Source organism: Phascolarctobacterium succinatutens, assembly GCF_958453765.1.
Lineage (GTDB): Bacteria > Bacillota > Negativicutes > Acidaminococcales > Acidaminococcaceae > Phascolarctobacterium_A > Phascolarctobacterium_A succinatutens_B.
The window spans coordinates 1-26,474 of the sequence record NZ_CAUDZA010000007.1 but is presented as its reverse complement, the minus strand read 5'-3'; the positions used below and the strand labels follow the sequence as shown (position 1 = coordinate 26,474).

Sequence of the window (26,474 nt, the reverse complement as noted above, 5' to 3'; positions counted from 1 at the left end):
TTTCGCTGTTATATTACCTTGTAAAGCTGAAAGCCTTGCGTATCGCAGGAAACCAGCTTGTAGTTGATTCCTTCGCGCAATCCTTCAAAAACGGGAATGTGGTTTTCACCGTGAATGTGGCCGTAGACACAGTGCTGCACACCGTACCGCAGCATCAGATTAGTAAAGCAGGTATGCTCCGTGCGTGCAAAAAGCGGCGGATAGTGAAAGGCCGTAATTATCTGCTGTGCCTGCATTTTATGTGCCTGCTGCAGGGAAAGCTCCAGGCGTATACCTTCGCGATTGTAAATTTTTCTGTCGGCGTCACTGAAGCTTTCGGCTGAGGGCAGCAGCCAGCCGCGGGTGCCGCAGACAGCAATATCTTCTACCATAATGCAGTCGTTCTGCAGAAATTCAAAATGAGCACCGTAACGCTGCTGCATTTTGCTCAGGCTGCTCCACCAGTAGTCGTGGTTACCGCGCAGCAGCAGCTTGCGACCGGGAAGCTGTGCCAGCCAGTCTAAATCCTGTGCTGCTTCTTCCAAAGTCATGGCCCAGGAAATGTCACCGCAGACAATGACTGTATCCTGTGCGGTTACGGTGTTTTGCCAATTAGCGGCAACCTTTTCTTTATGGTTGCGCCAATGCTCGCCGAAAACCTCCATGGGCTTGCTCGCCGGTTCGCCTGATAAATGCAGGTCACCGATTGCGTAAATATGCATAATATTATCACCTTTGCGTGTTAAATTCGTTCTTACGCTTTGCTCAGCAGAAAGCGTGCTAAGGCCGGGACATCAGAAACATAGTAATCGGCACCTGCCTCCGACAATTCCTCGTAGCTGCCGAAGCCGAAGCCTGCGCCGATGCAGGCGATGCCGTTGGCGTGAGCTGCAAGAACATCTTCACGGCGGTCGCCGATAAGTGCTACAGTCTTTTTAGCTTCTGGTGTAGTAAGCTGCCATTTTTCCAGAGCGGCAGCAACTACTAAAGCTTTCTTATCGGTTTTGCCGTCCAGGCTGCAGCCGGTAATATCTTCCAGATAGGGGTTGAAGCCAAAGCGTTTGGCAATTCTCAGCGCAAAAACCTCCGGCTTGGCGGTAGCCATGCCGAGGCGGCGGCCATCCTGCTGCAAGTCAGCTAAGAGCTCCATGATACCGGGATAAACCTTGTTTTCCCAGATGCCTATATCAGTGTAGCGTTCACGATATTTTTCTACACCGGCCTCAGCCTCTTCTCTGGTCATGCCGTAGTATTTGATAAAGCTGTCGCGCAGAGGCGGACCGATGAAAACCTCCAGCTTTTTCAAATCAGGCTCTTCAATATTTTGAGCGCGCAGGGCATATTGTACGCATTTGGTGATACCCTCGGCGGAATTTGTCAGGGTACCGTCTAAATCAAAGAGTAAATTTTGAAACATTTATTGCTCCTTATTCGCTTCAATAGAATTTTTTTGGACTTGTATAACTGATTATAACACACTTTAGCAAATTAGTGATACAATAATGGTTATTAGAGACAGATAGATTTCATGAGGGGGAATAAAAAATGACAATTAAGCTTTTTGAAAATAATTCTTTGCTCAAACAGTGCGTGGCGAAGGTTACGGCCTGCACGCCTAAGGATGGCAAATATCTGGTTGAGCTTGACCAGACGGTTTTCTTTCCGGAGGGAGGCGGTCAGCTGAGCGACAGAGGCAAGCTGGCTGATGCGGTCGTAAGCCATGTAAGTGAAAAGGATGGTCACATTTACCATGAGTGCGACAAGCCGTTGGAGGTTGGTGCCGAGGCAGAGGCTGTGCTGGACTGGCCTGTGCGTCTGGACAGAATGCAGCAGCATTTGGGCGAGCATCTTTTGTCCTACGCCTGCTGGAAGCTGTTTAAGGCCAACAATATCGGCTTCCACATGAATGAGGATGATGTTTTCATTGACCTTGATAAGGAGCTGACGGACGAGGAGCTGCTGCAGGCAGAATTATATACGAATGAAATCATCTGGGAGAATCGCCCGGTACATATCAGCTATATGGACAGCACAGAGGCTGTCAAGCTGAAGGATAAAATGCGTAAGTTCAACAGCAAGCTGACAGGCACGTTGCGTATTGTTTCGGTTGAGGACGCCGATATCTGCACCTGCTGTGGTACGCATCCACCATTTACAGGGATGCTGGGCAGTGTTAAGGTCATCCGTCATGAAAAGCATAAGGGTGGTTGCCGCGTAGAGTTTGTCTGCGGCCGCAGAGCGCTATTGGATGCTGATGCCAAGAACAGCACATTACTTAGCGTCGCTGCAAGTCTTTCCGTAAAGCCCGAGCAGGTGCCTGCTGCCGTAAATAAGCAGAAAAATGATTTGCTTGCACAGCTTGACATTGCCAAGAGCAAGCTGCTGAAGATTGAAGAAGAAAAGCTGCAGGAAACGTTTGCTGCTGCACCGGTGAATGCTGATGGAGTAAAGGTTTTGGCTTTGCCTATGGAAGGTCACGATGCCAAGGATATCAAAGCCTTTCTGCCGAAGGTTACTGCCTTGAAAAACACGCTGAGCCTTTTGGTAGCAGTGCAGCCTGAGCGCATCAGCTACGCAGTTGCTTTGGGGGCTGATACTGCAGGCGATTGCCGTAGTGTTATTAAGCTGCTCAACGAAGCCTTTGGCGGCCGTGGCGGCGGCAAGAGCGATTGCGCGCAGGGCGGTGCGGATTATTGCGCCGACTGGCAGGAAAAGCTGCAGAGCGTTGTAGAAAAGTTGAAGTAAAAAGAGCAAAATAAAAAAGACGGTCGAGCAACCGTCTTTTTATTTTTGCGAACATATTGTCAACAAATAAGATAGCTGTTATAATAACACTAGAGATTCTGACAGGTCGGTTCCTCCGTAAGGAGGTGGGAGCATGAGAGTAGCCGAAGCGTTACAGATAATGTTAACATTTGGTTTGCTTGTTGCGACCATTATGTCTAAACGTAAGTAATTTTGCTTACAATATAACAAAAGACCGACATTAGAGGTCAATGTCAGCCTTTTGTCAAATAACAACAATCAACAGAGAGGGCTGACACGCGACTGTCAGAGTCTCTCTTTATTTTTATTATAGCAAATTTACGTTTTCTGTCAAGCTTACAGCTTGTTGATCATAGCAATGAGTCTGTCAACCTCTTCGTCCTTGGTTGCCCAGCTGGTGCAGATGCGCACGCTGTAATTGCCGTCCTCCAGATAAGCAATGTGGCTGAGAGCAAATTCCTCGCTCAGCTTTTCAAACTGTGCCGGAGTCATAATCACAAATTGCTGGTTGGTGGGGGATTCAGTAACGAACTTGAAGCCTTTGGCTAACAGTGCATCACGGATTTTCAGCGCCTGCAGTGTGCCCTTACCGCAGATTTTGCTGTAAAGGTCATCTTTCATAATTGCGCCAAACTGTACGCCGAGCAGACGTCCTTTGGCCATGATAGAACCGCATTGCTTAGCAATAGTGCGGAAGTCAGGCTTAAGTGCATCGTTCAAAATAACAACTGCTTCGCCGAAGAGCAGGCCGCATTTGGTGCCGCCGATATAGAAAACGTCGCAGTTTGCTGCTAAATCCGCAGCAGTCATATCGTTGTCGGGAGCGCCGAGAACATAGCCTAAGCGTGCGCCGTCAACAAAGAGGTAAAGACCGCAGTCCTTGCAGGCCTGGTATAAATCCTGCAGCTCTTTTTTGCTGTACATGCTGCCGATTTCAGTCGGTTGGGAGATATAAACCATTTTCGGCTGTGCCCAATGCTCACGGCTTGGATCAGTATCGTACATTTTCCATTCGTGGCGGATTTGCTCTGCGGTTAGCTTGCCGTCCTCGCTCGGAAGTGGCAGTACGCGGTGACCTACATGCTCAATCGCACCGGCCTCATGCGTATTAATATGGCTGGGAACAGCGCCGTAAACAGCCTGATGCGGACGCAAGGCGGCGCAGATAACCGTCAGGTTGGTTTGGGTGCCACCAACGAGAAAATGTACGTCAGCGTTCGGGCAGGCGAAGGATTCTCTAATCAATTTACGTGCTTCGTCGCAGTAGGGATCAAGGCCGTAGCCATCGGTCTGCTCCATGTTGGTTTGCACGAGTTTTTCAAGGACTGCAGGATGGCAGCCTTCGGTGTAATCACTGTTAAAACGATAAGTCATTTTAAATCACCCTCAATTTTTAAAATTTATATATGTACTTTGGAGTTTAACTGTGTAAAGGCTCTCCTTGGGGAGAGCCTGTTACCAAAATTCCAAGACCTTCTTATTTCTTGCCTAAAATTTTCTTGCCTACGAATTCATATAATACAGGCAGCAGGGAGAAGACGATGATGCCAAAAGTTACCAGCGTAAAATTATGCTTGATGGCAGGGATGTTACCGAAGAAGTAACCGCCGCCGACAAAGAGAAATACCCACACTACGGCACCGATGACATTGTAATGAGCAAAGGTCAGGTAGTGCATCTTGCCGATGCCGGCAACGAAGGGTGCAAAGGTGCGAACAATCGGCACGAAGCGGGCTAGGAAAATAGCCTTATGACCATGCTTGTCATAAAATGCGCTGGCCTTGTCGACATGCTCCTTCTTAATGATATTTTTCTTAATCATGTGCATACCGAGATGCTCGCCTATCATATAATTGCAGGCGTCGCCCAGCACAGCCGAAACTAAAAAGATGGGCACGATAATTTTTATATCCATGCCTTCGGGTGCGGCAGCGGCAAGGGCGCCACAGGCGAAAAGCAGCGAATCGCCCGGTAAAAACGGGGTGACTACCAGACCGGTTTCGCAGAACACTACCATGAATAGGATGGCGTAAATCAGATGACCATAGGCCATCATAATTTCCGGCAGATGCTTGTCCAGGTGCAGAATTAAATCGATAAAATACATTGCATATGCTTCCATAAAAATTTCCTTTCTTAACATTGAGTCATATAAAATAATTTTAACACAAAAAACCGAACGTTGTAAGAGAATTTTAAGCTAAAAATGTGATTTTTCCCTTAAATATGTGGTAAAATAGAAGTCATAAGGTTGTAATGTACAAGTTGTAACAATTATTTAGATAAGGAGTGTTTTCTTTGGACCAAGAATTATGTTGGTGTGGCAGCGGTAAAGCGTATGCAGATTGCCACAAAATGAATGATGCCAAAATTGCGTTGCTGCAGGCTCAGGGCTGCGAGGTTCCTGACCGCGATATGATTAAAACCCCGGAGCAGATTGCAGGTATCCGTGCAGCCTGCAAAATCAATACCGGTGTATTGGATGAGGTTGCCAAATATATTAAGGCAGGTATGACTACTGCTGATATCGACAGAATCGTTTACGAATATACAGTAGCGCATAACGCTATCCCTGCACCGTTGGGTTATGAGGGTTTCCCGAAGAGCGTGTGTACCTCTATCAATGACCAGGTTTGCCATGGCATTCCCAGCGAGCATGACGTGCTGCGCAGCGGTGACATTGTAAACGTAGACGTTTCTACTATTTACAATGGTTATTATGCTGACGCATCCCGTATGTTTATGATTGGCAAGGTTGCTAAGCCGGCTGCAGATTTGGTTGCAATCACCAAGCAATGTCTGCTGCGCGGTATTGAAGCAGCTCAGCCTTGGGGTTTTCTGGGAGATATCGGAGCTGCTGTTTCCAAGCTGGCACATAAGCACGGCTATTCCGTTGTCGAAGAATTCGGCGGCCACGGCGTTGGTGTAGAATTCCATGAGGATCCGTTCGTCTGCCATGTAGGCAAACGCAAAACCGGTATGGTGCTTGTACCGGGAATGATTTTTACTATTGAGCCGATGATTAACATGGGACACAGAGATATCTTTGTTGACGAAGCCAATAACTGGACTGTTTATACCTGTGACGGCAGTCTTTCCGCTCAATGGGAGCATCAGATTCTGATTACAGAAAACGGTCCGGAGATTTTAACATATTAATGGCTTGAAGGCTGTGCAGGCAGTCTTAATCTTTATTATTGTGCCCGGGCCCTGCAGCTTGGGCAAATAGATAGCATAGGAGGCTATAATAATGACAGACTTTTTGGAAAAAACATTTCGCCTGAAGGAACATCAGACGGATGTCCGCACAGAAATTCTTGCCGGTATCACCACCTTTATGACGATGGCTTATATTTTAGCTGTTAACCCCGGCATTTTAAGTGCTGCCGGTATGGATGCGGGCGCTGTATTTACCGCTACTGCTTTGGGTGCTTGCCTTGGTACTCTGCTCATGGCGCTGTTCTCTAACTATCCTTTTGCTCTTGCTCCCGGTATGGGCCTGAACGCCTTTTTTGCTTATACTGTTGTAGGACAGATGGGTTACAGCTGGCAGGTTGCGTTGGCAGCAGTTTTTGTTGAAGGTATTCTGTTCATTGTTCTGTCCCTGACTAAGGTGCGCGAAGCGTTGTTCAACTCCATTCCGCCTGCGCTGAAGTTCGGTGTTACCAGCGGTATCGGTCTGTTTATTACCTTTATCGGCCTGCAGAATTCCAAGCTCGTTGTTGCCGGACCGACTCTCGTTGGTCTGTATCCGTTTAAGGCTGCTTTGGCAGACGGCACCTTCTGGTCCACCGGTATCGGTGCTTTGCTGGCGCTTATCGGTATTCTGCTGACCGCTGTAATGATGACGAAAAAGGTTCCCGGCGGTATCCTCGTAGGTATTCTGGTTACCTGGGGCTTAGGCATGATTTGCGAGCTGACCGGTATTTATGTACCGAATCCGAAACTCGGCATGTTCTCCGTTATGCCCAGCTTTGCTAACGGCATTTCTGTTCCCAGCTTGGCACCGACATTCATGCAGTTGGACTTCAGTGCTATCTTCACCTTTAACTTCATTACAATCATGCTTTCCTTCATGTTTGTAGATTTGTTTGATACTCTCGGCACTTTGATTGGTGTTGCTTCCAAAGCTAAAATGCTGGACAAGGACGGCAAACTGCCGAAGATTGAAGGCGCTCTGCTGGCTGACTCCATCGCTACTACAGGTGGTGCACTGCTGGGTACCTCCACCGTTACTACCTTCGTAGAAAGCAGCGCCGGCGTTGCTGTTGGCGGCCGTACCGGTCTGACTGCAGTTACCGCAGCTGTTCTCTTCTTCCTCAGCTTGTTCTTCGCACCGATTTTCCTGGCAATTCCTGCCTTCGCTACCGCTCCGGCACTGGTAATTGTAGGCTTTTTGATGGTAAGCAGCCTGCTGAATGTAGACTTTGACGATATGACCGAAGCGATTCCTGCTTTTATCGCAGCAGTAGCAATGCCTTTCATGTATTCTATCTCCGAAGGTATTTCCATGGGCGTTATCTCCTATGTGGCAATTAACCTGCTCAGCGGTGAATACAAAAACAAAAAAACCAGCTGGATTGTATATGTGCTGGCAGTAATCTTTATCCTGAAATATATTTACGTGTAAAAGGATTGAGGTAAAAATATGATGGACCGTGTAAGAGCGGTCGCACTCGGTAACAGCCCTGCTGATATTCTTTTGAAGAACGGCAGGGTTGTTGATGTGCTGACCGAAACAATTTACGAAGCTGATGTTGCTATCGCCGAGGGCGTGATTGCCGGCGTCGGCAGCTATGACAAGGCAGAAAAAATCATTGACCTGAAAGGCGCCTATGTTGCCCCCGGTCTGATTAATGCGCATTGCCATGTGGAAAGCTCTATGGCTGTACCGGAGCATTACTGCGATGAGGAACTGCGCTGGGGCGTAACCACACTGATTACCGACCCGCACGAAATTGCCAACGTAGCGGGTGCGGCAGGCATTCACTATATGCTGGAGGCCGGCGGACAGATGCCGCTGAACTATTATGTGAATCTGCCCAGCTGCGTGCCTGCCACACGCTTCGAGCACAGCGGCTGTGTAATGGACGCGCGCGATATGATTAAGCTTGTCAATGAACCCGGCGTACTGGGCATGGGCGAGATGATGAATGTGCCGGGAGTTATTTATAATTCCGCCGAGGTACAGAAAAAGCTGGACCTGTTCCAAAGTTTGGGCCGTGTAATCGACGGCCACGCACCCTGCGTGCGTGGCAAGGAGCTGGCTGCCTATGTTGCCAGCGGCATTGATACCGACCACGAGAGCATCAGCTGGGACGAGGCGAAGGAAAAGCTGCGCAACGGTCTGGCAGTGCTGGTGCGCGAGGGCAGTGCTTCGCGTAATCTGACGACAATTTTGCGCGGCGTTATTGAAGAAGGTATTGATGTCAGCAGTTTGGCCTTCTGCACCGATGATAAGCATCTTGCCGATATCCGCCGCGAGGGCACTATCCGTCACTGCGTACAAATGGCGATAGAATTGGGCATGGAGCCGGTGCGTGCTTTGCGTCTGGCAACTATCAACGCTGCGCGTATTTACGGCCTGCGCCGCGTGGGTGCCGTTGCTCCCGGCTGGCAGGCGGATTTGGTAGTTTTTGACAACCTGCAAAGCCTTACGCCGCAGGCTGTTTTCCATAAGGGCGTGGATGCGCTCAAGGCCTGCGAAAAGATTACGCCTGTTACGCCCACTACCAGCCTGCAGGGCAGCGTGAAGCCTGCGGCATTTGATGCCGAAACATTCTCTTTATCGCATTTTGCCGACGACAGGGAATATCCTGTTATTACTATGCTTCCAGGTGAAATCTTTACCGAGAAGAGTACTATTATGGGCAAGGATATTGCCTCTGCCTTGGAAAAAGAAGATGTGTACCTGATTGCCGTACTGGAAAGACACCACGGCACCGGCAATGTAGGCTTAGGCCTCCTGCGCGGCTACGGACTGAAGGACGGCGCGGTAGCGACAACGGTAGCACACGATTCACATAACCTGATTGTTATCGGCACAAGTCCGGAAGCAATGAATGTTGCGGCTAAGGAGCTGGTACGCGTACAGGGCGGTTATACCTTGGTCAAGGGCACCGAGGTTATTGATACGCTGCCGCTGAATATCTGCGGCCTGATGAGCAGCGCGCCTGCCGAAGAGCTTATCGGCAGTCTTGATGAGATTGCGGCGAAGGCACATGCGCAGGGTGTATCGGACGGCATAGACCCGTTCATTAGCCTGAGCTTTATGGCGCTGCCGGTTATTCCCAAGCTGCGCATTACAGATATGGGCATGTTCGATACAGAGAAATTTGAATTTATAAAATAGAGATATTTGAGGGGAAAGATATGCATAAGCTTGTATCACAATTAGTTATTTACCGCAATCTGCCGGCGGACAATTTGCTGGAGCCGTTGGCAGAAATCTGCGCTGAATTTTCAGCAGGTGATTATAACCGCGAGGAGCTGACAGCGGAAATTTATGAGCAGGTACATAAGCTGCTTGATATTGGCACCGTTTATGGCTTTGACAAGAATCTTTGGCATAATTATCTGGCGTTTTTGCTCGTCAGCTGTGAAAATCCCTTTGCCATTACCTGTGAAAAGGTTGGTGCCTGCGATGGCAGCGTGAATCAGTTTGCCAAGCATGACTTCAAAATCTTTCAGCAGCTGTTTGCTTATGACTTCAGCGAGCTGGAGCGTGCACTGGGGATTAACTGCTTTTCGCTAATCAGCAATTATCAGGCTGTGGTAAAGCAGGAGCGTTGCTATAACAAAAATATCAGCGACAAGGTGCAGGCACTCAGCACTGCTTTGGAAGGTGCTGCCGATGCTGAGGAGCTTTTCGCCTGCGTTACCAAATTCTATCATGATTACGGCGTGGGCAAGCTTGGTCTGAACAAGGCCTTCCGCATAGCGGAGGCACAGCAGGGCGAGCCGGAGCTGGTGCCGATATCCAATACGGAGCAGATTACCTTTGCTGACCTTATCGGTTATGAGGACCAGAAGCAGCGCCTGCTGGAAAATACGGAGGCTTTTGTAGCAGGCCGCCCGGCAAATAACGTGCTGCTTTTCGGTGACAGTGGTACAGGCAAATCCAGCAGCATTAAGGCGCTTATCAACAAATATTATGATCAGGGCCTGCGGATGATAGAAATCTACAAGCATCAGTTCCGCGATTTATCGCAGGTGATTGCCCAAATTAAAAATCGCAACTACCGCTTCATTATTTATATGGATGATTTGTCATTTGAGGAATTTGAAATCGAATACAAATATCTGAAGGCTATCATCGAAGGCGGTCTGGAGGTGCGTCCGGATAATATTTTAATTTACGCTACCTCTAACCGCAGACATCTGATTAATGAAACGTGGAAGGACCGCAACGATGTAACACAGGAGGACGGTATATACAAGTCGGATACGATGCAGGAAAAGCTTTCTCTGGTTAACCGCTTCGGCTGCACGATTTATTATGGACAGCCTACGCAGAAGGAATACTACAAAATCGTCTGCGAGCTGGCTAAAAAGCAGGGACTGGAGCTTGACGAAGACTTCCTTTGTGCCGAAGCGCGTAAGTGGGAGCTGCATCACGGCGGCATTTCCGGACGTACAGCGCAGCAGTTTATTAATTATCTGCAGGGTGTTGCCGATTTTAGTAAAAAATAGCTTGCGTTTACTTGTAGGATATGTTACACTAATCTAGTGTTAATGCAAGCCGCTTTGCCAAGCAAGGCAGCTTCTAAATTATGAATATAATGTTCTTAGCAAAGAGAGGTGTAAAGAATGAAAGAAAAGATTCATCCGAATTACGGTGAAGTTACTGCTACCTGCGCATGTGGTGCAAGCTTCGTAACTGGTAGCACTAAGAAAGAATTACGCGTGGATGTTTGCTCTAAATGCCATCCATTCTTCACTGGTCAACAACGTAACGTAGCTGCTCGTGGTCGTATCGAGAAGTTCAACAAACGTTACAACAAAGAACAATAATCTATACAATAAGGCAGGGCTTGCACATGCGGGTTCTGCTTTATTTAGTTTTATGGAGTATATCTATGAGCACGAAAAAATTATCTGTAGGCGGACAAGCTGTAATTGAGGGCGTTATGATGCGCGGACCACATAAGGTGGCTGTTGCCGTGCGCCAACCTGACGGAGAAATTGCCGTGGATGTAAATCCTGTCAACAGTATCCGTGATAAATATCCTATTTTGAAAAAACCGCTGCTTCGCGGCGTTATTGCTTTATTTGAATCATTATATGACGGCATCAAGGCCTTGGCCTATTCGGCACAGGTTTCCGGCGAAGAGGACGAGCAGCTGACAGGCAAGGAGATGGCAATGACTATTGCTACATCTGTATTGCTGGCTGTAGGTCTGTTTATTGTTATTCCGACCTGGTCTATGCGTTTTCTGCATGAGCTGACTGAGGATCCGATGATGCTCAACCTGGCTGAGGGCGTGCTGCGTATGGTTATTTTCCTGGCCTATATTGCAGCGATTTCCTCTATGGAGGACATTCAGCGCGTCTTCCAATATCATGGCGCGGAGCATAAAACTATTTACACCTATGAGGCAGGCCTGCCCCTGCGTGTAGAAAATGTGCGTCCGTTCAGCACACTGCACCCGCGCTGCGGCACCAACTTTCTGATGATTGTCATGCTGATAAGCATGTTTATTTTTACCTTCCTGGGCTGGCCCAGCCTGCTGGAACGCATTGCTTCCCGTGTAGTGCTGATGCCGGTAATTGCGGGCGTCAGCTATGAGATTATTCGTTTTGCCGGTGCGCATAACGATAATAAGCTGGTGCATATGGCAATTATGCCGGGACTTTTGCTGCAGAAGCTGACTACGCGTCAGCCTGATGACAGCCAGATTGAGGTGGCGATTGCTTCGCTGAAGGCAGTGCTGCCGCCTGAAGAAATTATAGAGTAAAATACGTGAGAGGAGAATTTCTAATGCTCGACAAATTGCAGGCACTAGAAGATAGATATTTAGACTTAGAGGCAAAAATCAGCGACCCCGAGGTTATTGCCGACCAGACCAACTGGCTGAAGGCTACCAAAGCGCATGCCAAGCTTGAACCGATTGTTACCGCTTACCGTGAATACCGCGATATGATTAAGGCTCGTGATGAGGCAGAGGAGCTGCTTGCGGCAGGCGATGACGAAGAGCTGGTTGAAATGGCTAAAGAGGAACTGAAGGAGCTCAAACCGCAGATTGAAGAATATGAGGAGAAGCTCACGATTCTTTTGCTGCCTTCCGACCCGAATGATGATAAAAACGTTATCGTGGAAATCCGCGGCGGTGCCGGCGGTGATGAGGCTGCACTTTTTGCCGGTGTTCTCTTCCGTATGTATCTGCGTTATGCAGAAACCCGTGGCTGGCGCGTTGAGGTTATGGATTCCAACCCGACTGAGCTGGGCGGCTTTAAGGAGGTCGTTTTCCAAATCAGCGGTGACAGCGTTTACAGCCGTATGAAATTCGAAAGCGGCGTACACCGTGTACAGCGCGTGCCGGAAACCGAATCTCAGGGACGCGTACACACCTCTACCGTTACAGTGGCTGTACTGCCAGAGGCTGAAGAGGTTGATGTAGAGATTAACCCTGCAGACTTGCGTGTCGATACCTATCGTGCAGGTGGTGCCGGCGGCCAGTACGTAAACAAAACCGAATCTGCAGTTCGTATTACCCATATTCCGACAGGCATTGTAGCACAGTGCCAGGATGAAAAATCTCAGCTGAAGAACCGTGAAAAATGTATGCGCGTATTGCGTGCGCGTATTTTGGAGCAGGCGCAGGAAGAGCAGCGTGCCGCTACTGCCGAGGACCGCAAGAGCCAGGTAGGCACCGGCGACCGCAGCGAGCGTATCCGCACCTACAATTATCCGCAGGGACGCGTTACCGACCACCGCATCGGTCTGACCTTGCATAAGCTGGACAGCATTGTCAACGGTGATCTGGACGAGCTGCTGAGTGCGCTGATTACTGCTAAGCAAAGCGAACAATTACGGCAGGTGAAATAAAATGGTTAAGCCGGTTTGGACAATTATGGAAATCTTAAACTGGACTAAGCAGCACTTTGAGGCGAAAGGCGTGGAAAATCCGCGCCTTGATGCCGAAGTGCTGCTTTGTGCTGTCTTGAAATGTGAACGCATCAAGCTGTATACCGAGTTTGACAAACCTCTCAGTGAGGAGGAGCGCGACAAGATGCGCTCATATGTAGAGCGCCGCGCTAAGCATGAGCCGCTGGCCTACATTATCGGTGAGCGTGCTTTTATGCGCAACAACTTTAAGGTTACGCCTGCTACCCTGGTGCCGCGCCCGGAAACGGAGCTGTTGGTGGAAAGCCTGGTGAAGGCAGCGCCGATGCTGCGTGCAGACGGTGCCGTAAAGGCTTTGGATATCGGTACCGGCAGCGGTGCTATTATCGTTTCGCTGCTTGATTATCTGCCTGCTGCCGTTGGCGTGGGCGTGGATATCAGCAATGATGCTTTGGCAGTAGCGAAAGAAAACGCTGCCGCTATCGGCGTGGATAAGCGTGTGGCCTTCCGTCAAAGCGATTTGTTCAGCAACGTACCTGTAGAGAAAAAATTTGATATCATCGTTTCCAATCCGCCGTATATTCCTGCTGCCGATATTGCAACGCTGGCGCAGGATGTACAGCAGGAGCCACGCACTGCACTTGACGGCGGTGCGGACGGACTGGATTTTTACCGCCGCATCTGTGCCGAGGCTGCGGAGCATCTGGCCGAAGATGGTTTGCTGGCGTTTGAAATCGGCATCGACCAAAGCGAGGCGGTACAAAAGCTGTGCTTGGAGCATGGCTTTGCCAAAACTGCCGTGCGCTTGGACTATGCAGGCATACCGCGCATGGTTTTTGCTTTAAAAGAAAAAGAGGGTGAGGATAAATATGAAAACATCCTACTGGAAATTACAAAAGAACTCTGATAATCAAGAGATTATGCAGGATGCAGCGGCACTGATTCGTGCGGGTGAGGTTGTATCGTTTCCGACGGAAACAGTTTACGGCCTGGGTGCGGATGGATTGAATCCTGAGGCTGTAGCCAAGATTTTTGCTGCCAAGGGCAGACCTAACGATAATCCGCTGATTCTGCACATTGCTAAAAAGGAAGATATTGCGCAGCTGACTACCGGCCTGAATGCTAATGCCAAAAAGCTCATGGAGCATTTTTGGCCGGGACCACTGACACTGATTGTCAATAAATCTGCTATTGTGCCTGACGCTGTAAGCGCAGGACTGGAAACTGTCGCTGTACGCTTCCCATCTAATAAATTCGCTCAGGATTTTATCCGTGCCTGCGGTTGTCCGATCGCGGCGCCGTCGGCTAATATTTCCGGTCGCCCGAGCCCGACGAATGCACAGGATGTGCTGGAGGATATGCAGGGTAAAATTGCCGGTATGCTTGATGGCGGCAACTGCGGCATCGGTCTGGAATCCACCGTGGTGGATACAACGAGCGCTGTTCCCACTATCCTGCGACCGGGCGCCATTACCTATGAAATGCTGACGGAGGTTATGGGTGCGGTAGAAATCGACCCGGCGCTGCAGGGAGATAAAAACTTTAAGCCCAAGGCACCGGGAATGAAGTACCGTCATTATGCGCCAAAGGCACCTGTGTACCTGTTTGAAGGCGAGGCTTGCAAATGTTTGCCGCAGGTTATTGCCAAAGCTTTGGCTGAGGGCAAAACCGTCGGCGTGCTTTGCGGACGTGAGCTGGAGAGCGAGCTGGCAGCGCTTGTCGAAAAGCAGCAGCTGCAGCTTTCCTGCTGGGGCGACAGCCGTGAGCAGCTGGCAGCGGATTTGTTCTACCTGCTGCGCGATTTTGACCGTACCTGTCCGGACGTCATCCTCGCCGAAGGCGTAGAGGAGGACGGCTTGGGACTGGCAATCATGAACCGCCTGCGTAAGGCTGCGGGCTATCAGATCATAACGCTGGAAAACGGCAGCCTGCATTTAAAAAATAATGTAAATTTACCGTCATTTATGTTACAATAAAGGTTAAAGATAATCCCGGCATTAAAAAGCAGGAGAGGAGAAGATTATTTATGAAAATTGCAATGGCTTGTGATCATGGCGGCTTCCATCTGAAGGAGCATATCAAAAAATATTTAGAGGATAAAGGCATCGAGGTTGTTGACCATGGTACCTACAGCGAAGATTCCGTAGATTATCCCGACTATGCTGCAAAGCTGTGCGAGGATATTACCAGCGGTGCCAGCGGTGCGCAAAAGGGCATCCTGATTTGCGGTACCGGTATCGGTATTTCTATCGCTGCCAATAAATGCAAGGGCATTCGCGCTGCTCTGTGCGGTGATGTTTTCTCCGCTAAAATGTGCCGTGAGCATAACAATGCCAACGTGCTCTGCATGGGCGAGCGTGTTCTGGGCGTAGGTTTGGCAGAAATGATTACCGACGCTTGGCTGGAAACCGAATTTGCCGGTGGTCGTCATGAACGCCGTGTAAATAAAATCATGGATTTGGAAGCAAAATAATCGTCTTTGCGTTGCAGCCTAAACGATTCTTGCGTTTCTGAAAATAAACAGAAAAGAAGTAAAGCAACAATGGAAACAAATATGCAAATAGCTAAGGAGCTTGCAGCAGCTGCTGAAGAGCTCATTAGTATAGCAAAGCCTAAAAAGGGACAGATTTTCGTGCTTGGCTGCAGTACCAGCGAAGTACTCGGCAACAAAATCGGCACCGGCGGCAGCAGTGAAACAGCTGTTGCTATGTTCAAGGCGCTGAAGGCAGTGTGCGATGCACACGAGCTTTATCTTGCCGTACAATGCTGCGAGCATCTCAACCGTTCCTTAGTAGTAGAGGCAGAAACAGCCGAACGCTACAATCTTGAGGAGGTTACCGTGCGTCCGGTGGCTCATGCCGGCGGCGCTATGGCAACTGCTGCCTACGAAAATTTTGCTGAACCTGTAGTGGTAGAAAAGATTTCTGCCCATCTTGGTATTGATATTGGCCAGACGCTCATCGGCATGCATCTCAAACGAGTTGCTGTTCCTGTACGCCTGCAATATAAAAAAATCGGCGAAGCAGTGCTGACTGCCGCTAAAACCCGTCCGCCATTGGTTGGAGGACCGCGTGCCCAATACCTGGAAAATCGTCCATAAGGCACCGTCTGCGTCTTTTAGTAGAGCAGAATTTCTGAGCGCTTATCCACAGCCTGTGGATAAAACTGGTTGATATTTAATGTTTTATTTTTAGGAGGGACTTAAAATGAATCTGGAAAAACTTAGCGTAGTTGATCCTGAGCTGAAAGGTTACATTGATGCGGAGCTGAACCGCCAACGTGACAAAATAGAACTGATTGCATCCGAAAACATCGTTACTCCCGCAGTAATGGAGGCTATGGGCAGCGTACTGACCAATAAGTATGCTGAAGGCTATCCCGGTCATCGTTATTATGGCGGCTGTGAATATGTTGATAAGGTTGAAACTTTGGCAATCGAACGTGCCAAAAAATTATTCCATGCCGAATATGCTAACGTACAGGCTCACTGCGGTGCCAGCACCAATCTGACCGTGTACTTTGCTTTCCTGAAACCCGGCGACACCATCATGGGTATGGACCTGTCTCAAGGCGGTCATCTGAGCCATGGATCCCCGGTAAATATTTCCGGTACTTATTTCAACGTTGTTCATTATGGCGTTGATCCGGAAACCGAGCTGATTGATTATGAAGCTATGGACAAGCTGGCTAAAGAGCATCATCCGAAGCTGATTGTTGCCGGTGCCAGCGCTTATCCGCGTATTATCGATTTCAAACGCATCGCTGATATTGCTCATGCTAACGGTGCTTTGCTGCTGGTTGATATGGCACACATCGCTGGTCTGGTTGCAGCAGGTCTGCATCCGTCTCCGGTTCCGTATGCTGATATCGTAACCACTACCACCCACAAAACTCTGCGTGGTCCTCGCGGCGGTCTGATTCTGACCAATAACGAGGAATATGCCAAGAAAATCAACAAGGCTATTTTCCCCGGCATCCAGGGTGGCCCGCTGATGCATGTTATTGCTGCTAAGGCTGTTGCTTTCGGCGAAGCTCTGAAGCCTGAATTCAGAGAGTACGCAGAAAACATTGTCAAGAATGCCAAGGCTTTTGCCGAAGGCCTGAAGGCTGAGGGCTTCCGTCTGGTTTCCGGCGGTACTGACAACCATCTGATTCTGGTTGATGTACGCAACAAAAACCTGACCGGTAAGGAAGCAGAGAAGCTGCTGGATAATATTGGCATTACCTGCAATAAAAACACTATTCCGTTTGATCCTGCCAGCCCGTTTGTAACCAGTGGCATCCGTCTGGGTACTCCGGCTGCTACTACCCGCGGCTTCAAAGAAGAGGACTTCAAAGAGGTTGCGGCTATCATGGGCCTGGTGCTCAATAACCCTGAAGATACTGATAAGCATGCAGAGGCTGCAAAACGTGTTGCTGCACTGTGCGCTAAGTATCCGTTATATACTAATTTATAATTAAGACGACCGATAAAGCTTTATCCGCTTCGTCTTAATCAGAAAAGGAGCGATATATCCAATGCAAATCAATGTAGTAAACCATCCTTTGCTGCAAGCAAAAATGACTATCCTGCGTGACAAGGATACTAAGAGCGTAACTTTCCGCCACATCATCAGTGAGGTTGCAGCGCTGCTGACCTTTGAAACTACCAGAGATTTACCTGTGGAAGAAGTAAAGGTTACAACTCCGCTGTGCGAAACCACCGGCTGCCGTATTAAAGGCAGTGTCACTGTTGTGCCTATCCTGCGTGCAGGCCTGGGCTTTATGGAGGGCGTACTCAGTGTTATTCCCGAAGCCAATGTTGGTCATATCGGCATGAGCCGTAACGAAGAAACTTTGCTGCCGATGGAGTATTACTGCAAGCTGCCTGCGGATATGGACGCTTATACTATCGTTGTTGACCCGATGCTGGCAACCGGTGGCAGTGCTATTGCTGCTATTGACCAGCTCAAAAAGCGTGGTATGAAAAACCTGCGCTTCATGTGCCTCGTTGCTGCTCCCGAGGGTGTAGAAAAGCTGAATGCAGCGCATCCCGACGTGCCTATCTACACTGTCGTGCTCGATGACCATCTCAATGAGCATGGCTACATCGTTCCGGGCTTGGGCGATGCAGGCGACAGAATTTTTGGTACGGTATAAAAAATTATGGAACGCAAAACAAGACCCGGCTGGGATGATTACTTTATGGAGATTGCCAGAGTAGTTAGCAGCCGTTCAACCTGTATGCGCCGCAGTGTCGGCGCGGTAATCGTCAAAAATAAACAGATTGTAGCAACTGGCTATAACGGTACGCCTAAGGATTTGCCTCACTGTGAGGTTACGGGCTGCCTGCGCGAGCAGCTGCATGTGCCTTCGGGGCAGATGCATGAGCTGTGCCGCGGTATTCACGCAGAGCAGAATGCTGTTGTGCAGGCTGCCTATCATGGTGTGTCTGTCAACGGCGGTACAATTTATTGTACGCATCAGCCCTGTGTGGTCTGCACCAAGATTTTGATTAACGCAGGCATTAAGCGCATTGTTTATGCTAATCCTTATCCGGATAAGCTGGCGGAGGATATGATGGCTGCATCGGGAATTGAAATCTGCGTACTGGATAAGAAGTAAATATGCTGTAAAAAAGCACTGCTCACATTTCCTTATGGGAGAAGCGGAGCAGTGCTTTGCTTTTTATGTTTATTATTTTACTTTGACATAGGTAACGCCTGCGGCGTAGCAGTCAAGCTCGTAGGGCTGGTACATCAGATAAAGATGACCGTCCTCGGTGATGATATAATCCTTGCTTACTTTGAAGTTGTCGATGTTGTCAATAAACGGCGCTTCGCTGACAGTTTTCAAATCTGCACCGTATACAGGCAGCTTCTTGGCCTTGATATCCTGCTTCAGCTGCTCGGCATTCAGCTTTTCCATGAAGCGGGTGTAGGGAACACGCTTGCCGGTATCCTTGTCGTAAACGATGCCGTGTGTATAGTACATACCATGAGCAGCCTTATCATAATAGTACCAGGTGTTGAAGGTGAGGCAGACAAACTGGTCATTTTCGTAAATCACCTCATAATTGCTGCCGACAGCACGCATATCCGGCTGGCGCAAATCCTTACGCGACTTGCTGACCATTTTTTGGATATCGCGGTTCATGCGCTGTGCGGCCTGCGGATTTTCCTGCGTGAAAACAGGATATTTATAGTCAAAGCGGTCGCCCTTGTCGACTTCGGTTTGCTGCGCAGCCGACGCACCTGCTGCTACTGCCATCGCCAAAAATAACGTGAGAAGAGTTTTTTTCATTCGTATTAGCCTCCTTTGTAGGAATTGTATTTGGTACTATAATAGTATAAAATAAAAGAGTATCTGTAAAGATGCCTGAGCGGGGGAAGTGTAAAATCTTTGTAGCCTGCGCAGGAAGTATTTGTAAACTTGAGGGGATATTGAAAATGTTAGGAACAATCGTTAATGTAAGTGCAATTTTAACCGGCTCTGTAATCGGCAGCTTTCTCAGCAGAGGTGTTAACGAACGCTATAAAACAGCGCTTTTCGACGGCCTTGGTCTGGCAACCGTGGGCCTGGGAGCGAATGCCTTTGTCAGCAATATGCCGAAAACAACCTACCCGGTATTATTCATCGCCAGCATTGCCATTGGTACGGTGATAGGAACCTGGCTGGATATAGACGGCCGTTTTCACAAGCTTTTGGCAAGCGCCAAGGGTGGCAGCAAGCTGGCGGAAGGACTTTCAACCGCTATTTTGCTTTTCTGCATCGGCACGCTTTCTATTTTGGGGCCGATTGAAAGCAGGCTCAATGGCAATAACACTTATCTGTATACCAACGCGACGCTTGATTTTGTTTCGTCGATTATTCTTGGCTCTGCCTATGGCATTGGCATTGCCGCGGCAGCCTTGGTGCTGCTTTTGTGGCAGGGGAGCATTTTTCTTTTCGCCGGAGTGATTGCGCCTTATATGACGCCGGCGCTGATGGGAGAAATTTCTGTTTTGGGCGGCATTTTTCTGATGAGCAGCGGCTTGGGAATTTTGCAGCTGCGTGACTGCAAAACGCTGAATATGCTGCCGGCGCTTGTCGTGCCGCCGCTTTTTTACGCACTGATGGCAGCAGTAAGATGATTTTTTAGAGTTCATCAAAACGATGCAAAGTTCACAGATTATCCATTGACTAATCAGTCAGTTCGCCTTATAATAAGCTCATCAGTTAGCAATCCCACTGACTGATACATAATACCCCTTTTCTTTTTATACATCCTTTCACAACATCAACCCTCTGAAAGCAGCAGTGCCGAACGCATGGCACTGCTGCTTTTTTTATGCAGGGAGCGGGCTTGCGGTTTTTGCTATTATTCTTAATAGGAATAAATATTATTCTGTTAAAAATTTTCTGAAAAAATCTCTTGACTAGGCAGTCACCCGCAATTATAATATAAGTATGATTTAGATTAGAGTAAGTCAAAAAAATGAAATACTCCAATCTATAATTTCACCCCTTGATTATGAAATCCTTGACACAGGCGAAGCTCGTGCATGGTAGAGGAAACAAGGCAACTCTTACCGGACTTGCAAGCGGGGACTTGCGAAGGATTTTGTAATAAATAAAAATCTCTTAAGATAAGAGGAGGAAATTACAATGAAAAAATCCTTAGTACTCGCAATGGCAATGGCTCTTGGTGTAACCGCATCCGCTTACGCTGCTAACCCGTTCTCTGACGTTCCTGCTGGCCACTGGGCTTATGACAGCATCAACAAACTGGCTGCTGCTGGCGTAATCGAAGGCTATGGCGACTCCACCTTCGGTGGCGACAAACTGATGACCCGTTATGAAATGGCTCAAATCGTTGCTAAAGCAATGGCTAAAGGCGCTAACGTTGATAAACTGGCTGCTGAATTCGCTGACGAGCTGGATAACCTGGGCGTTCGCGTTGCTAGCCTGGAGAAAAAAGCTGACAATGTAAAGATTACCGGCGAACTGCGTTATCACTACAAAGATGATGGTGCAGATATCAATGGCTACGCAACTAAACTGCGTTCCCGTATTTGGATTAAAGGTGCAATCAATGATGACTGGACTTATACCGGCATGCTGCAAAACGAACAAGACCTGAAAGACAACGCTGGCAACGAAAATACTGATTTCCAACGTGCTTACGTAAATGGTAAACTGGGTGGCTTGAAAGTTCAGGCTGGTCGTTACAACAACAAACTGGCTGAAGGCAATGTTTATGATAACCGTTTTGATGGCGTTCAAGTTGCTTATGGCAAAGACGTTAAATTAGTAGCTGGTTATGGTAAAGCTGACCCTGGCAGCAGTGAGAAAATTAAAGCTGACGAAGCTTACTATGCAGAGTTGTCCGGTAAAGCTGACAAACTGTCCTTAGCTGCTGGCTATTATGACTTCAAAGATATTGATCGTCAAAAAGCTACTGCTAAAGCAACTGGAAAAGATCAAAGCATTTGGGCTGTAGCTGCTAACTATGCATTTGATAAAAACTTCAAACTGGGTGCTATGTATCTGAATGGTGATGAAGATGGTTACAAGGGCGACGATGACGGCTTTGTAGTAACTGCTTCCTACAAAGGTGCAAAAGCTGCTAAAGCTGGTTCCTGGGGCTTAGTTGCTAAATACTATGATCAAGGTCTTGCTACCTATGTTGATCATACTATGAACGGCTATGCTGATAGCTATAAAGCTGCTGATCAAGGCTTCAAAGGTTATAGCGTAACTGCTAACTACACCTTTGCTAAGAACATTGTTGGCCAGGTTGAATGGTATGATCTGGAAGCTAAGGAAGGCACTAAAGACGCACAAACCCTGTGGTCTCAAGTTGTATTCACTTTCTAATTCCAACCACATACAACAACTTAACATTTAACACGCGCGTATAAGAAGACGGCCGCCCGGAAGGGCGGTCGTTTTTTGAATTATAATTTACAATAAAAAGCAATGACTACCAAGTCAGAAAATTTTAAGCAAACACTGTATTTTTCCCTAAATTTATGCTAAAATATACTTATATTCTGCATTACTTTAATGCGTTTGGAGGAATAAGAATGAAAAAAGTTTTACGTTATTTATTGATGACCGTTATGGCTATCTGCTTCAGCATCCCCTGCTTTGGTGCAGCTGAAGCTGCAAGCGTTGCCCTGCTGCCCTTAATCAACAATGTTGAAGGCGGAGATGAGTTGGCAAGTCAGGTTTTCTACAAAAACGCTCTGTCTGTTCTGAACAGCAAAAAAGGCTTTGTAGTAGTAGAAAACGACAAGCTGACCGCTGTTATTGATGCTGCTAAGATTGGCAACAAGGTTCCCAGTGCTGCAACTCTGGAAAAGATTGCTAAAGATGGCGATGTTGACATCGTTATCGCTGTTCAACTGGACAAGCTGGATGACAAAGCTATTGATTCCAGCGAAGAGCGCAGACTGCAAATCGACCTGCAAGGCTATGCAGTTGCTTACAACAAGCTCACCGGTAAAGCTTACGAGCATCGCATTTACAGCGACAAAACAATCCCTGAAGCTCTGACTAGCCGTTGGGATTGGACTCATGAAGAATTTGGCCGTGCAGTACGCATCGAAGTAGACCGTGCTCTGCGTGTTAAATAATTCTTATACTGAGTTAGTTTAAACATCGAACCGCCTCGGCAACTATTGCAGAGGCGGTTTTTATTGCGAGCAAATAGCTTCAAAGAAAACCTATTATATAAATGATTATTTGAGAAGGAGAGTTTCTTTATTTGGTGAATTTAAGAAAAATTTGTGAAACCCTTGTAGGATAGTTATAAACGTGGTACAATAAGCTTATGAAAAATTTGCTTTTGCTAACTGCTGAGGGCTGAGAAAAATGCAGACTGCAAAGAGTATGGTAGAGGAAACAAGGCAACTCTTACTGAAAGCTGCGGCGAGCCGAGTATCAAAGCCAAGGCGAAGAAGCATAGCAGAATTTTTCAAATGTATTTTCCTAAAGGAGGAAATAAAAATGAAAAAATCTTTAGTATTAGCTATGGCTATGGCTCTGGGCGTAACTGCTTCCGCATACGCTGCTAACCCGTTCTCTGACGTTCCTGCTGGTCACTGGGCTTATGACAGCATCAACAAACTGGCTGCTGCCGGCGTAATCGAAGGCTACGGCGACTCCACCTTCGGTGGCGACAAACTGATGACCCGTTATGAAATGGCTCAAATCGTTGCTAAAGCAATGGCTAAAGGCGCTAACGTTGATAAACTGGCTGCTGAATTCGCTGACGAACTGGACACCCTGGGCGTTCGCGTTGCTAACCTGGAGAAAAAAGCTGACAATGTAAAAGTAACCGGCGAACTGCGTTACAAATACATGAGCAAACAAGGTGATGCTAACGAAGGCCAATCCTTTGAAAATGATCTGCGTTCCCGTATTTGGGTAACCGGTCAAATCAATGATGACTGGTCCTACACCGGCATGATTGAAAACACTCAAGATTTCTATGGCGAAAGCGCTAACAAAGGCGATGAAGATACTTCCTTTGCTCGTGCTTATGTTGAAGGTAAAATCGGTGGTCTGAATGTAACTGCTGGCCGTTACAATGCATTCCTGGCTAACGGCAACATTTATGATGATAAAGTTGATGGCGCTGAAGTTTCCTACGGCGACAAAGTAAAAGTAACCGGCTTTGCTGGTAAAGCTACCGAAGTTGACGGCGGCAACTATGCTGGCGGCGAACTGAGCACTTCCTTCGGTGACATGAATGTTGCTGCTGGTTATGTAAACTACAAAGACCTTGCAAAAGATAGCATTGGTAAAGGCTTAGATAACGCTATCTGGTATGTTGGTGCTGATTACACCATGGGCGATGTAAACCTGTCCGGTATGTACCTGAAAGGCGACATGAGCTACAATGATGTTGATGAAAAAGTTCTTGATGATGATGGTTGGACTGTAGGTCTTGCTTATAAAGGCGCTGAAGCTACCGAAGCTGGTTCCTGGGGCCTGTTCGCTAACTACTATGATCTCGGTGGTCAAACCTACATTGCACACACCACTGATGCAAACACCTTTGATGGCGTCGGCTTCAAAGGCTATGGCGTTGGCGCTAACTATACCTTCGCTAAAAACATCGTTGGTACTGTAGCTTACTACGATACCGAAAACAAACTGAACAGCAAGGTTGATGACCAACGCGTTTGGGCTGACCTGACCTTCACTTTCTAATTTAACGATTAGCAAGTAACACAAAATAATACACGCGCGTATAAAGGCCCCATCGCCGAAAGGTGAGGGGGCTTTGTGTTGCAAGAAAGATAAAAAAACTACCGCCCTCGCAGCTTTGCTGCGCAGGACGGTAGTTTTGCTTTGTAAAATTACAGGCCGGCCTGCTCAATACCGCTGAACAGGAAGCCTAAATGATTGGTGGAGTTCAGCAGCACTACGCGCCAAACACCTTCATTATATTCCAGTACATTAATGCAGGTGTTATCCTGCTTAATCTGCCAGAAGTGCGACATATCAAGTCCAAGCAAATCGCAGATGATCGCCTTGTTCACTGCGTCATGCGCAGCAACCAGCACTGTTTTGCCGGCATATTTTTCTGCATAGTCGTCAAAGGCAGCGCGCGCACGCTTGCGCACATCCTCCAGGCTTTCACCGCCGTCAGGCATTTGTACCAGGTGCGGCTGGGTGTGCCACAGGGCGAACTCTTGCGGAAATTGCTTGGCAATTTCCGGCGCCAACACGCCTTCCCAGCTGCCGTGATTGATTTCCAGCAGACGTTCATCTGTGGCCACCGGCAGCTTGTGCAAATCAGCACAAAGCTTGCAGGTCCGGTAGGAGCGCTGCAGCGGGCTGGAGATGCACACATCGATAGGGATGTGGTGCAAGCCTTCGGCCAGCAGGTGGCCTTGGCGCAGACCGCGCTCGCTCAGCGGCGTATCCTCCTGACCTTGGTAACGGCCTTCTATATTCCAGGTTGTTTCACCATGTCGGACTAAAATTATTCTCATAAAATTTCCTCACTGTAATTTATTTAGATAAAAGTCTTAGCCTTCGCAGTTGATGAGCTTAACGTCAATAATGCCTTCCACACCGCGCAGCTGCAGCATGATATCGTTCGGAATGTCGTCGCCGACAGCAATTGCCATAATGTTGGTGTCGGATTTAGGAGTGCTGCCAACCTGCATGCCGTTGATGTTTATGCCGGCGCTGCCCAAAATAGTTGCCATTTGACCGATCATATTAGGCTTGTTGACGTGCGGTGCCAGCAGCAGGTAGCCTTCTGGATTGAAGTCAACATGATATTGGTCGATTTGTACAATCTTAGGCTGCTTGCCGTCGAACAGGGTGCCTTCGATTTTATGTGTGCCCTTGGCAGTAGCAATTTTTACATTGATAGCAGTAGTGAAGTAACCGGGCTTGTTGGCCTTAACTTCTTTAACCTCCAGGTTACGTTTTTTAGCAATGCCGGGAGCATTGACAAAGTTAACGCTTTCCTGCAGAATCGGGTTCAGCAGGCCTTTGAGGAAGGCGGTAGTGAGTGCCTGTGTTTCAGTTTCAGCAAGTGCGCCGGTGTATTCAACTTCCACGCTCTTAATGGGGCCGTCTGCTAAATAGATGCCCACGGTACCCATGCGCTCTGCCAGCTTGAAGTAAGGTTGGATAACTGTTGCCACGCTTTTCGGAATGGGAGCCATATTAACGGCGGTCATAACCGGACGGCCTTCAAGTGCATCAATTACGCCGTAAGCAACGTCAACAGCTACGCCGATTTGCGCTTCGATGGTGGAAGCGCCGAGGTGCGGAGTTTGTACAACGTTGAACAGGCCCAGGAAGGGGTTGTTTTCTTTGGTAAGCGGTTCAGTCGGATAAACGTCGATAGCGGCGCCGGCAATTTTACCGGATTTTACGCCTTCGGCAATAGCTTCGGGGTCCATGCAGCCGCCACGGGCGCAGTTGACAATGCGCACGCCGTCCTTCATTTTGGCAATAGCGTCAGCGTTCAGCATCTTTTCGGTTTCCTTGGTGAGCGGAGTGTGAATGGTGATATAATCGGATTTAGCCAGCAGAGTGTCAAAATCAACCAGCTCAACGCCAACCTGATGCGCACGTTCTTCGGTAATATACGGGTCATAACCAATGGTAGTCATTTCCATAGCCTGCATACGTTTGGCAACGCGGCTGCCGATACGGCCTACGCCGATGATACCTAAGGTTTTGCCCTGTACCTGAATGCCGTCGAAGGATTTGCGGTCCCATTTGCCTTCCTGAATGGATTGATGAGCCTGCGGAATGTGGCGTGTCATAGCCATCATCATAGCAACGGTGTGCTCGGTAGCAGCCATAGTGTTGCCTTCCGGGGTGTTGAGTACGACAATGCCTTTAGCGGTAGCGGCGGGGATATCAATGTTGTCAACGCCAACACCGGCGCGCCCGATAACCTTCAGACGGGTAGAAGCTTCGATAACCTCTTTGGTTACCTTGGTCATGCTGCGGGTTACCAGGCCATCGTAATTGTTAATAACCTTGATAAGCTCCTCCGGCTTCATGTTGGGCATTACATCTACATCAAAGTGTTCGCGCAGCAGAGCTACGCCTTTTTCGCTGATATCGTTGCTGACAAAAATTTTCATGGTGATTTATCTCCTTTATGTATAATTTGTAGGTTATTTGGATTGAAGTAAGTAACTGATTATGAAGTAAG

At 48.2% G+C, this 26,474-nt stretch carries 27 protein-coding genes; 20 read left to right on the top strand and 7 right to left on the bottom strand.

What is annotated here, in order from left to right; all coding sequences use genetic code 11:
* Nucleotides 1–8: 8 nt before the first annotated feature.
* On the bottom strand, nucleotides 9–701 hold the full coding sequence (locus tag Q7Q81_RS04465; protein WP_299824673.1) for a metallophosphoesterase: 693 nt from the start codon (nucleotides 699–701) through the stop codon (nucleotides 9–11).
* Between the two features lie 32 nt (nucleotides 702–733).
* Complete coding sequence (locus tag Q7Q81_RS04460; RefSeq protein WP_293806992.1) at nucleotides 734–1,396, bottom strand: HAD hydrolase-like protein; 663 nt, start codon at nucleotides 1,394–1,396, stop codon at nucleotides 734–736.
* Between the two features lie 128 nt (nucleotides 1,397–1,524).
* On the opposite strand from Q7Q81_RS04460, the gene Q7Q81_RS04455 reads away from it, so the two are divergent.
* Both Q7Q81_RS04455 and Q7Q81_RS11070 read left to right on the top strand, forming a co-directional pair.
* The gene (locus Q7Q81_RS04455) at nucleotides 1,525–2,724 is read left to right on the top strand and encodes an alanyl-tRNA editing protein (protein ID WP_304273957.1); all 1,200 of its coding nucleotides are present in this window, start codon (nucleotides 1,525–1,527) and stop codon (nucleotides 2,722–2,724) included.
* A 133-nt stretch (nucleotides 2,725–2,857) separates the two neighbouring features.
* Complete coding sequence (locus tag Q7Q81_RS11070; protein ID WP_368502108.1) at nucleotides 2,858–2,935, top strand: putative holin-like toxin; 78 nt, start codon at nucleotides 2,858–2,860, stop codon at nucleotides 2,933–2,935.
* A gap of 146 nt (nucleotides 2,936–3,081) precedes the next feature.
* Here the strand turns inward: Q7Q81_RS11070 and Q7Q81_RS04450 are convergent, their stop codons facing one another.
* Nucleotides 3,082–4,119, bottom strand: a complete 1,038-nt coding sequence (locus Q7Q81_RS04450) for a threonine aldolase family protein (protein WP_304273955.1) — start codon at nucleotides 4,117–4,119, stop codon at nucleotides 3,082–3,084.
* Between the two features lie 103 nt (nucleotides 4,120–4,222).
* A complete protein-coding gene (locus tag Q7Q81_RS04445; RefSeq protein ID WP_304273953.1) occupies nucleotides 4,223–4,867 on the bottom strand; it encodes a DedA family protein in 645 nt (214 codons plus the stop codon).
* Between the two features lie 167 nt (nucleotides 4,868–5,034).
* On the opposite strand from Q7Q81_RS04445, the gene Q7Q81_RS04440 reads away from it, so the two are divergent.
* The 14 genes from Q7Q81_RS04440 (at nucleotide 5,035) to Q7Q81_RS04375 (ending at nucleotide 18,415) form a co-directional block, all read left to right on the top strand.
* Nucleotides 5,035–5,904, top strand: a complete 870-nt coding sequence (locus Q7Q81_RS04440) for a methionyl aminopeptidase (protein ID WP_276765064.1) — start codon at nucleotides 5,035–5,037, stop codon at nucleotides 5,902–5,904.
* Between the two features lie 91 nt (nucleotides 5,905–5,995).
* Nucleotides 5,996–7,375: an NCS2 family permease gene (locus Q7Q81_RS04435; protein ID WP_304097690.1), complete on the top strand. Its 1,380-nt coding sequence runs from the start codon at nucleotides 5,996–5,998 to the stop codon at nucleotides 7,373–7,375.
* 18 nt (nucleotides 7,376–7,393) lie between these two features.
* Nucleotides 7,394–9,097: an adenine deaminase gene (gene ade / locus Q7Q81_RS04430; protein WP_304273951.1), complete on the top strand. Its 1,704-nt coding sequence runs from the start codon at nucleotides 7,394–7,396 to the stop codon at nucleotides 9,095–9,097.
* A 20-nt stretch (nucleotides 9,098–9,117) separates the two neighbouring features.
* Complete coding sequence (locus tag Q7Q81_RS04425; RefSeq protein WP_304273949.1) at nucleotides 9,118–10,437, top strand: ATP-binding protein; 1,320 nt, start codon at nucleotides 9,118–9,120, stop codon at nucleotides 10,435–10,437.
* 117 nt (nucleotides 10,438–10,554) lie between these two features.
* Nucleotides 10,555–10,758, top strand: coding sequence for a 50S ribosomal protein L31 (gene rpmE, locus Q7Q81_RS04420; RefSeq protein ID WP_021720275.1), 204 nt, complete (start codon nucleotides 10,555–10,557; stop codon nucleotides 10,756–10,758).
* Between the two features lie 65 nt (nucleotides 10,759–10,823).
* Entirely contained in the window at nucleotides 10,824–11,702 is an 879-nt protein-coding gene (locus Q7Q81_RS04415; protein ID WP_210683825.1) for a DUF1385 domain-containing protein, read from the top strand.
* 23 nt (nucleotides 11,703–11,725) lie between these two features.
* On the top strand, nucleotides 11,726–12,793 hold the full coding sequence (gene prfA / locus Q7Q81_RS04410; protein ID WP_303679432.1) for a peptide chain release factor 1: 1,068 nt from the start codon (nucleotides 11,726–11,728) through the stop codon (nucleotides 12,791–12,793).
* A gap of 1 nt (nucleotide 12,794) precedes the next feature.
* Entirely contained in the window at nucleotides 12,795–13,718 is a 924-nt protein-coding gene (gene prmC / locus Q7Q81_RS04405; RefSeq protein WP_304273947.1) for a peptide chain release factor N(5)-glutamine methyltransferase, read from the top strand.
* Nucleotides 13,681–14,787 (top strand): L-threonylcarbamoyladenylate synthase, encoded by a 1,107-nt coding sequence (locus tag Q7Q81_RS04400; protein WP_304273944.1) that lies wholly within the window; start codon nucleotides 13,681–13,683, stop codon nucleotides 14,785–14,787. Before prmC ends, Q7Q81_RS04400 begins: the two co-directional genes overlap by 38 nt.
* Nucleotides 14,788–14,837: 50 nt before the next feature.
* A complete protein-coding gene (rpiB, locus tag Q7Q81_RS04395) occupies nucleotides 14,838–15,284 on the top strand; it encodes a ribose 5-phosphate isomerase B (RefSeq protein WP_021720271.1) in 447 nt (148 codons plus the stop codon).
* 69 nt (nucleotides 15,285–15,353) lie between these two features.
* Complete coding sequence (locus Q7Q81_RS04390; RefSeq protein ID WP_304273942.1) at nucleotides 15,354–15,911, top strand: TIGR01440 family protein; 558 nt, start codon at nucleotides 15,354–15,356, stop codon at nucleotides 15,909–15,911.
* A 106-nt stretch (nucleotides 15,912–16,017) separates the two neighbouring features.
* The gene (gene glyA, locus Q7Q81_RS04385; RefSeq protein WP_304223098.1) at nucleotides 16,018–17,268 is read left to right on the top strand and encodes a serine hydroxymethyltransferase; all 1,251 of its coding nucleotides are present in this window, start codon (nucleotides 16,018–16,020) and stop codon (nucleotides 17,266–17,268) included.
* A 61-nt stretch (nucleotides 17,269–17,329) separates the two neighbouring features.
* Nucleotides 17,330–17,950 carry a uracil phosphoribosyltransferase gene (gene upp / locus Q7Q81_RS04380; protein ID WP_009146085.1) on the top strand — a complete coding sequence of 207 codons (621 nt, stop codon included), beginning with the start codon at nucleotides 17,330–17,332 and terminating at the stop codon, nucleotides 17,948–17,950.
* A gap of 6 nt (nucleotides 17,951–17,956) precedes the next feature.
* Nucleotides 17,957–18,415: a deoxycytidylate deaminase gene (locus tag Q7Q81_RS04375; protein ID WP_021720267.1), complete on the top strand. Its 459-nt coding sequence runs from the start codon at nucleotides 17,957–17,959 to the stop codon at nucleotides 18,413–18,415.
* Nucleotides 18,416–18,487: 72 nt separating this feature from the next.
* On the opposite strand, the gene Q7Q81_RS04370 is transcribed toward Q7Q81_RS04375, so the two are convergent.
* On the bottom strand, nucleotides 18,488–19,093 hold the full coding sequence (locus Q7Q81_RS04370) for a DUF3298 and DUF4163 domain-containing protein (protein WP_304273940.1): 606 nt from the start codon (nucleotides 19,091–19,093) through the stop codon (nucleotides 18,488–18,490).
* 146 nt (nucleotides 19,094–19,239) lie between these two features.
* Between Q7Q81_RS04370 and Q7Q81_RS04365 the strand changes: the two genes are divergently transcribed.
* From Q7Q81_RS04365 to Q7Q81_RS04350, 4 genes are all read left to right on the top strand, one after another.
* Nucleotides 19,240–19,923 carry a DUF554 domain-containing protein gene (locus Q7Q81_RS04365; RefSeq protein ID WP_304273938.1) on the top strand — a complete coding sequence of 228 codons (684 nt, stop codon included), beginning with the start codon at nucleotides 19,240–19,242 and terminating at the stop codon, nucleotides 19,921–19,923.
* 514 nt (nucleotides 19,924–20,437) lie between these two features.
* Nucleotides 20,438–21,649 (top strand): S-layer homology domain-containing protein, encoded by a 1,212-nt coding sequence (locus Q7Q81_RS04360; protein ID WP_304273936.1) that lies wholly within the window; start codon nucleotides 20,438–20,440, stop codon nucleotides 21,647–21,649.
* Nucleotides 21,650–21,858: 209 nt separating this feature from the next.
* Nucleotides 21,859–22,410 carry a hypothetical protein gene (locus Q7Q81_RS04355; RefSeq protein WP_303680228.1) on the top strand — a complete coding sequence of 184 codons (552 nt, stop codon included), beginning with the start codon at nucleotides 21,859–21,861 and terminating at the stop codon, nucleotides 22,408–22,410.
* A 373-nt stretch (nucleotides 22,411–22,783) separates the two neighbouring features.
* The gene (locus Q7Q81_RS04350; protein ID WP_304273934.1) at nucleotides 22,784–23,992 is read left to right on the top strand and encodes an S-layer homology domain-containing protein; all 1,209 of its coding nucleotides are present in this window, start codon (nucleotides 22,784–22,786) and stop codon (nucleotides 23,990–23,992) included.
* Nucleotides 23,993–24,141: 149 nt separating this feature from the next.
* On the opposite strand, the gene Q7Q81_RS04345 is transcribed toward Q7Q81_RS04350, so the two are convergent.
* A complete protein-coding gene (locus Q7Q81_RS04345) occupies nucleotides 24,142–24,780 on the bottom strand; it encodes a histidine phosphatase family protein (RefSeq protein ID WP_304273932.1) in 639 nt (212 codons plus the stop codon).
* A 36-nt stretch (nucleotides 24,781–24,816) separates the two neighbouring features.
* A complete protein-coding gene (serA, locus tag Q7Q81_RS04340) occupies nucleotides 24,817–26,403 on the bottom strand; it encodes a phosphoglycerate dehydrogenase (RefSeq protein WP_293823170.1) in 1,587 nt (528 codons plus the stop codon).
* Between the last annotated feature and the right edge of the window lie 71 nt (nucleotides 26,404–26,474).

Excerpts from the sequence above, each read along its gene's own strand:
- Q7Q81_RS04350 (WP_304273934.1), top strand. The coding sequence starts at position 22,784 with ATGAAAAAATCTTTAGTATTAGCTATGGCTATGGCTCTGGGCGTAACT.
- Q7Q81_RS04370 (WP_304273940.1), bottom strand. The coding sequence starts at position 19,093 with ATGAAAAAAACTCTTCTCACGTTATTTTTGGCGATGGCAGTAGCAGCA.
- Q7Q81_RS04360 (WP_304273936.1), top strand. The coding sequence starts at position 20,438 with ATGAAAAAATCCTTAGTACTCGCAATGGCAATGGCTCTTGGTGTAACC.
- prfA (WP_303679432.1), top strand. The coding sequence starts at position 11,726 with ATGCTCGACAAATTGCAGGCACTAGAAGATAGATATTTAGACTTAGAG.
- Q7Q81_RS04415 (WP_210683825.1), top strand. The coding sequence starts at position 10,824 with ATGAGCACGAAAAAATTATCTGTAGGCGGACAAGCTGTAATTGAGGGC.
- Q7Q81_RS04445 (WP_304273953.1), bottom strand. The coding sequence starts at position 4,867 with ATGGAAGCATATGCAATGTATTTTATCGATTTAATTCTGCACCTGGAC.
- Q7Q81_RS11070 (WP_368502108.1), top strand. The coding sequence starts at position 2,858 with ATGAGAGTAGCCGAAGCGTTACAGATAATGTTAACATTTGGTTTGCTT.
- Q7Q81_RS04390 (WP_304273942.1), top strand. The coding sequence starts at position 15,354 with ATGGAAACAAATATGCAAATAGCTAAGGAGCTTGCAGCAGCTGCTGAA.
- Q7Q81_RS04355 (WP_303680228.1), top strand. The coding sequence starts at position 21,859 with ATGAAAAAAGTTTTACGTTATTTATTGATGACCGTTATGGCTATCTGC.
- Q7Q81_RS04345 (WP_304273932.1), bottom strand. The coding sequence starts at position 24,780 with ATGAGAATAATTTTAGTCCGACATGGTGAAACAACCTGGAATATAGAA.
- rpiB (WP_021720271.1), top strand. The coding sequence starts at position 14,838 with ATGAAAATTGCAATGGCTTGTGATCATGGCGGCTTCCATCTGAAGGAG.
- Q7Q81_RS04465 (WP_299824673.1), bottom strand. The coding sequence starts at position 701 with ATGCATATTTACGCAATCGGTGACCTGCATTTATCAGGCGAACCGGCG.
- Q7Q81_RS04460 (WP_293806992.1), bottom strand. The coding sequence starts at position 1,396 with ATGTTTCAAAATTTACTCTTTGATTTAGACGGTACCCTGACAAATTCC.
- ade (WP_304273951.1), top strand. The coding sequence starts at position 7,394 with ATGATGGACCGTGTAAGAGCGGTCGCACTCGGTAACAGCCCTGCTGAT.
- upp (WP_009146085.1), top strand. The coding sequence starts at position 17,330 with ATGCAAATCAATGTAGTAAACCATCCTTTGCTGCAAGCAAAAATGACT.
- serA (WP_293823170.1), bottom strand. The coding sequence starts at position 26,403 with ATGAAAATTTTTGTCAGCAACGATATCAGCGAAAAAGGCGTAGCTCTG.
- glyA (WP_304223098.1), top strand. The coding sequence starts at position 16,018 with ATGAATCTGGAAAAACTTAGCGTAGTTGATCCTGAGCTGAAAGGTTAC.
- Q7Q81_RS04435 (WP_304097690.1), top strand. The coding sequence starts at position 5,996 with ATGACAGACTTTTTGGAAAAAACATTTCGCCTGAAGGAACATCAGACG.
- Q7Q81_RS04455 (WP_304273957.1), top strand. The coding sequence starts at position 1,525 with ATGACAATTAAGCTTTTTGAAAATAATTCTTTGCTCAAACAGTGCGTG.
- Q7Q81_RS04365 (WP_304273938.1), top strand. The coding sequence starts at position 19,240 with ATGTTAGGAACAATCGTTAATGTAAGTGCAATTTTAACCGGCTCTGTA.
- Q7Q81_RS04425 (WP_304273949.1), top strand. The coding sequence starts at position 9,118 with ATGCATAAGCTTGTATCACAATTAGTTATTTACCGCAATCTGCCGGCG.
- Q7Q81_RS04400 (WP_304273944.1), top strand. The coding sequence starts at position 13,681 with ATGAAAACATCCTACTGGAAATTACAAAAGAACTCTGATAATCAAGAG.
- rpmE (WP_021720275.1), top strand. The coding sequence starts at position 10,555 with ATGAAAGAAAAGATTCATCCGAATTACGGTGAAGTTACTGCTACCTGC.
- Q7Q81_RS04450 (WP_304273955.1), bottom strand. The coding sequence starts at position 4,119 with ATGACTTATCGTTTTAACAGTGATTACACCGAAGGCTGCCATCCTGCA.
- prmC (WP_304273947.1), top strand. The coding sequence starts at position 12,795 with ATGGTTAAGCCGGTTTGGACAATTATGGAAATCTTAAACTGGACTAAG.
- Q7Q81_RS04375 (WP_021720267.1), top strand. The coding sequence starts at position 17,957 with ATGGAACGCAAAACAAGACCCGGCTGGGATGATTACTTTATGGAGATT.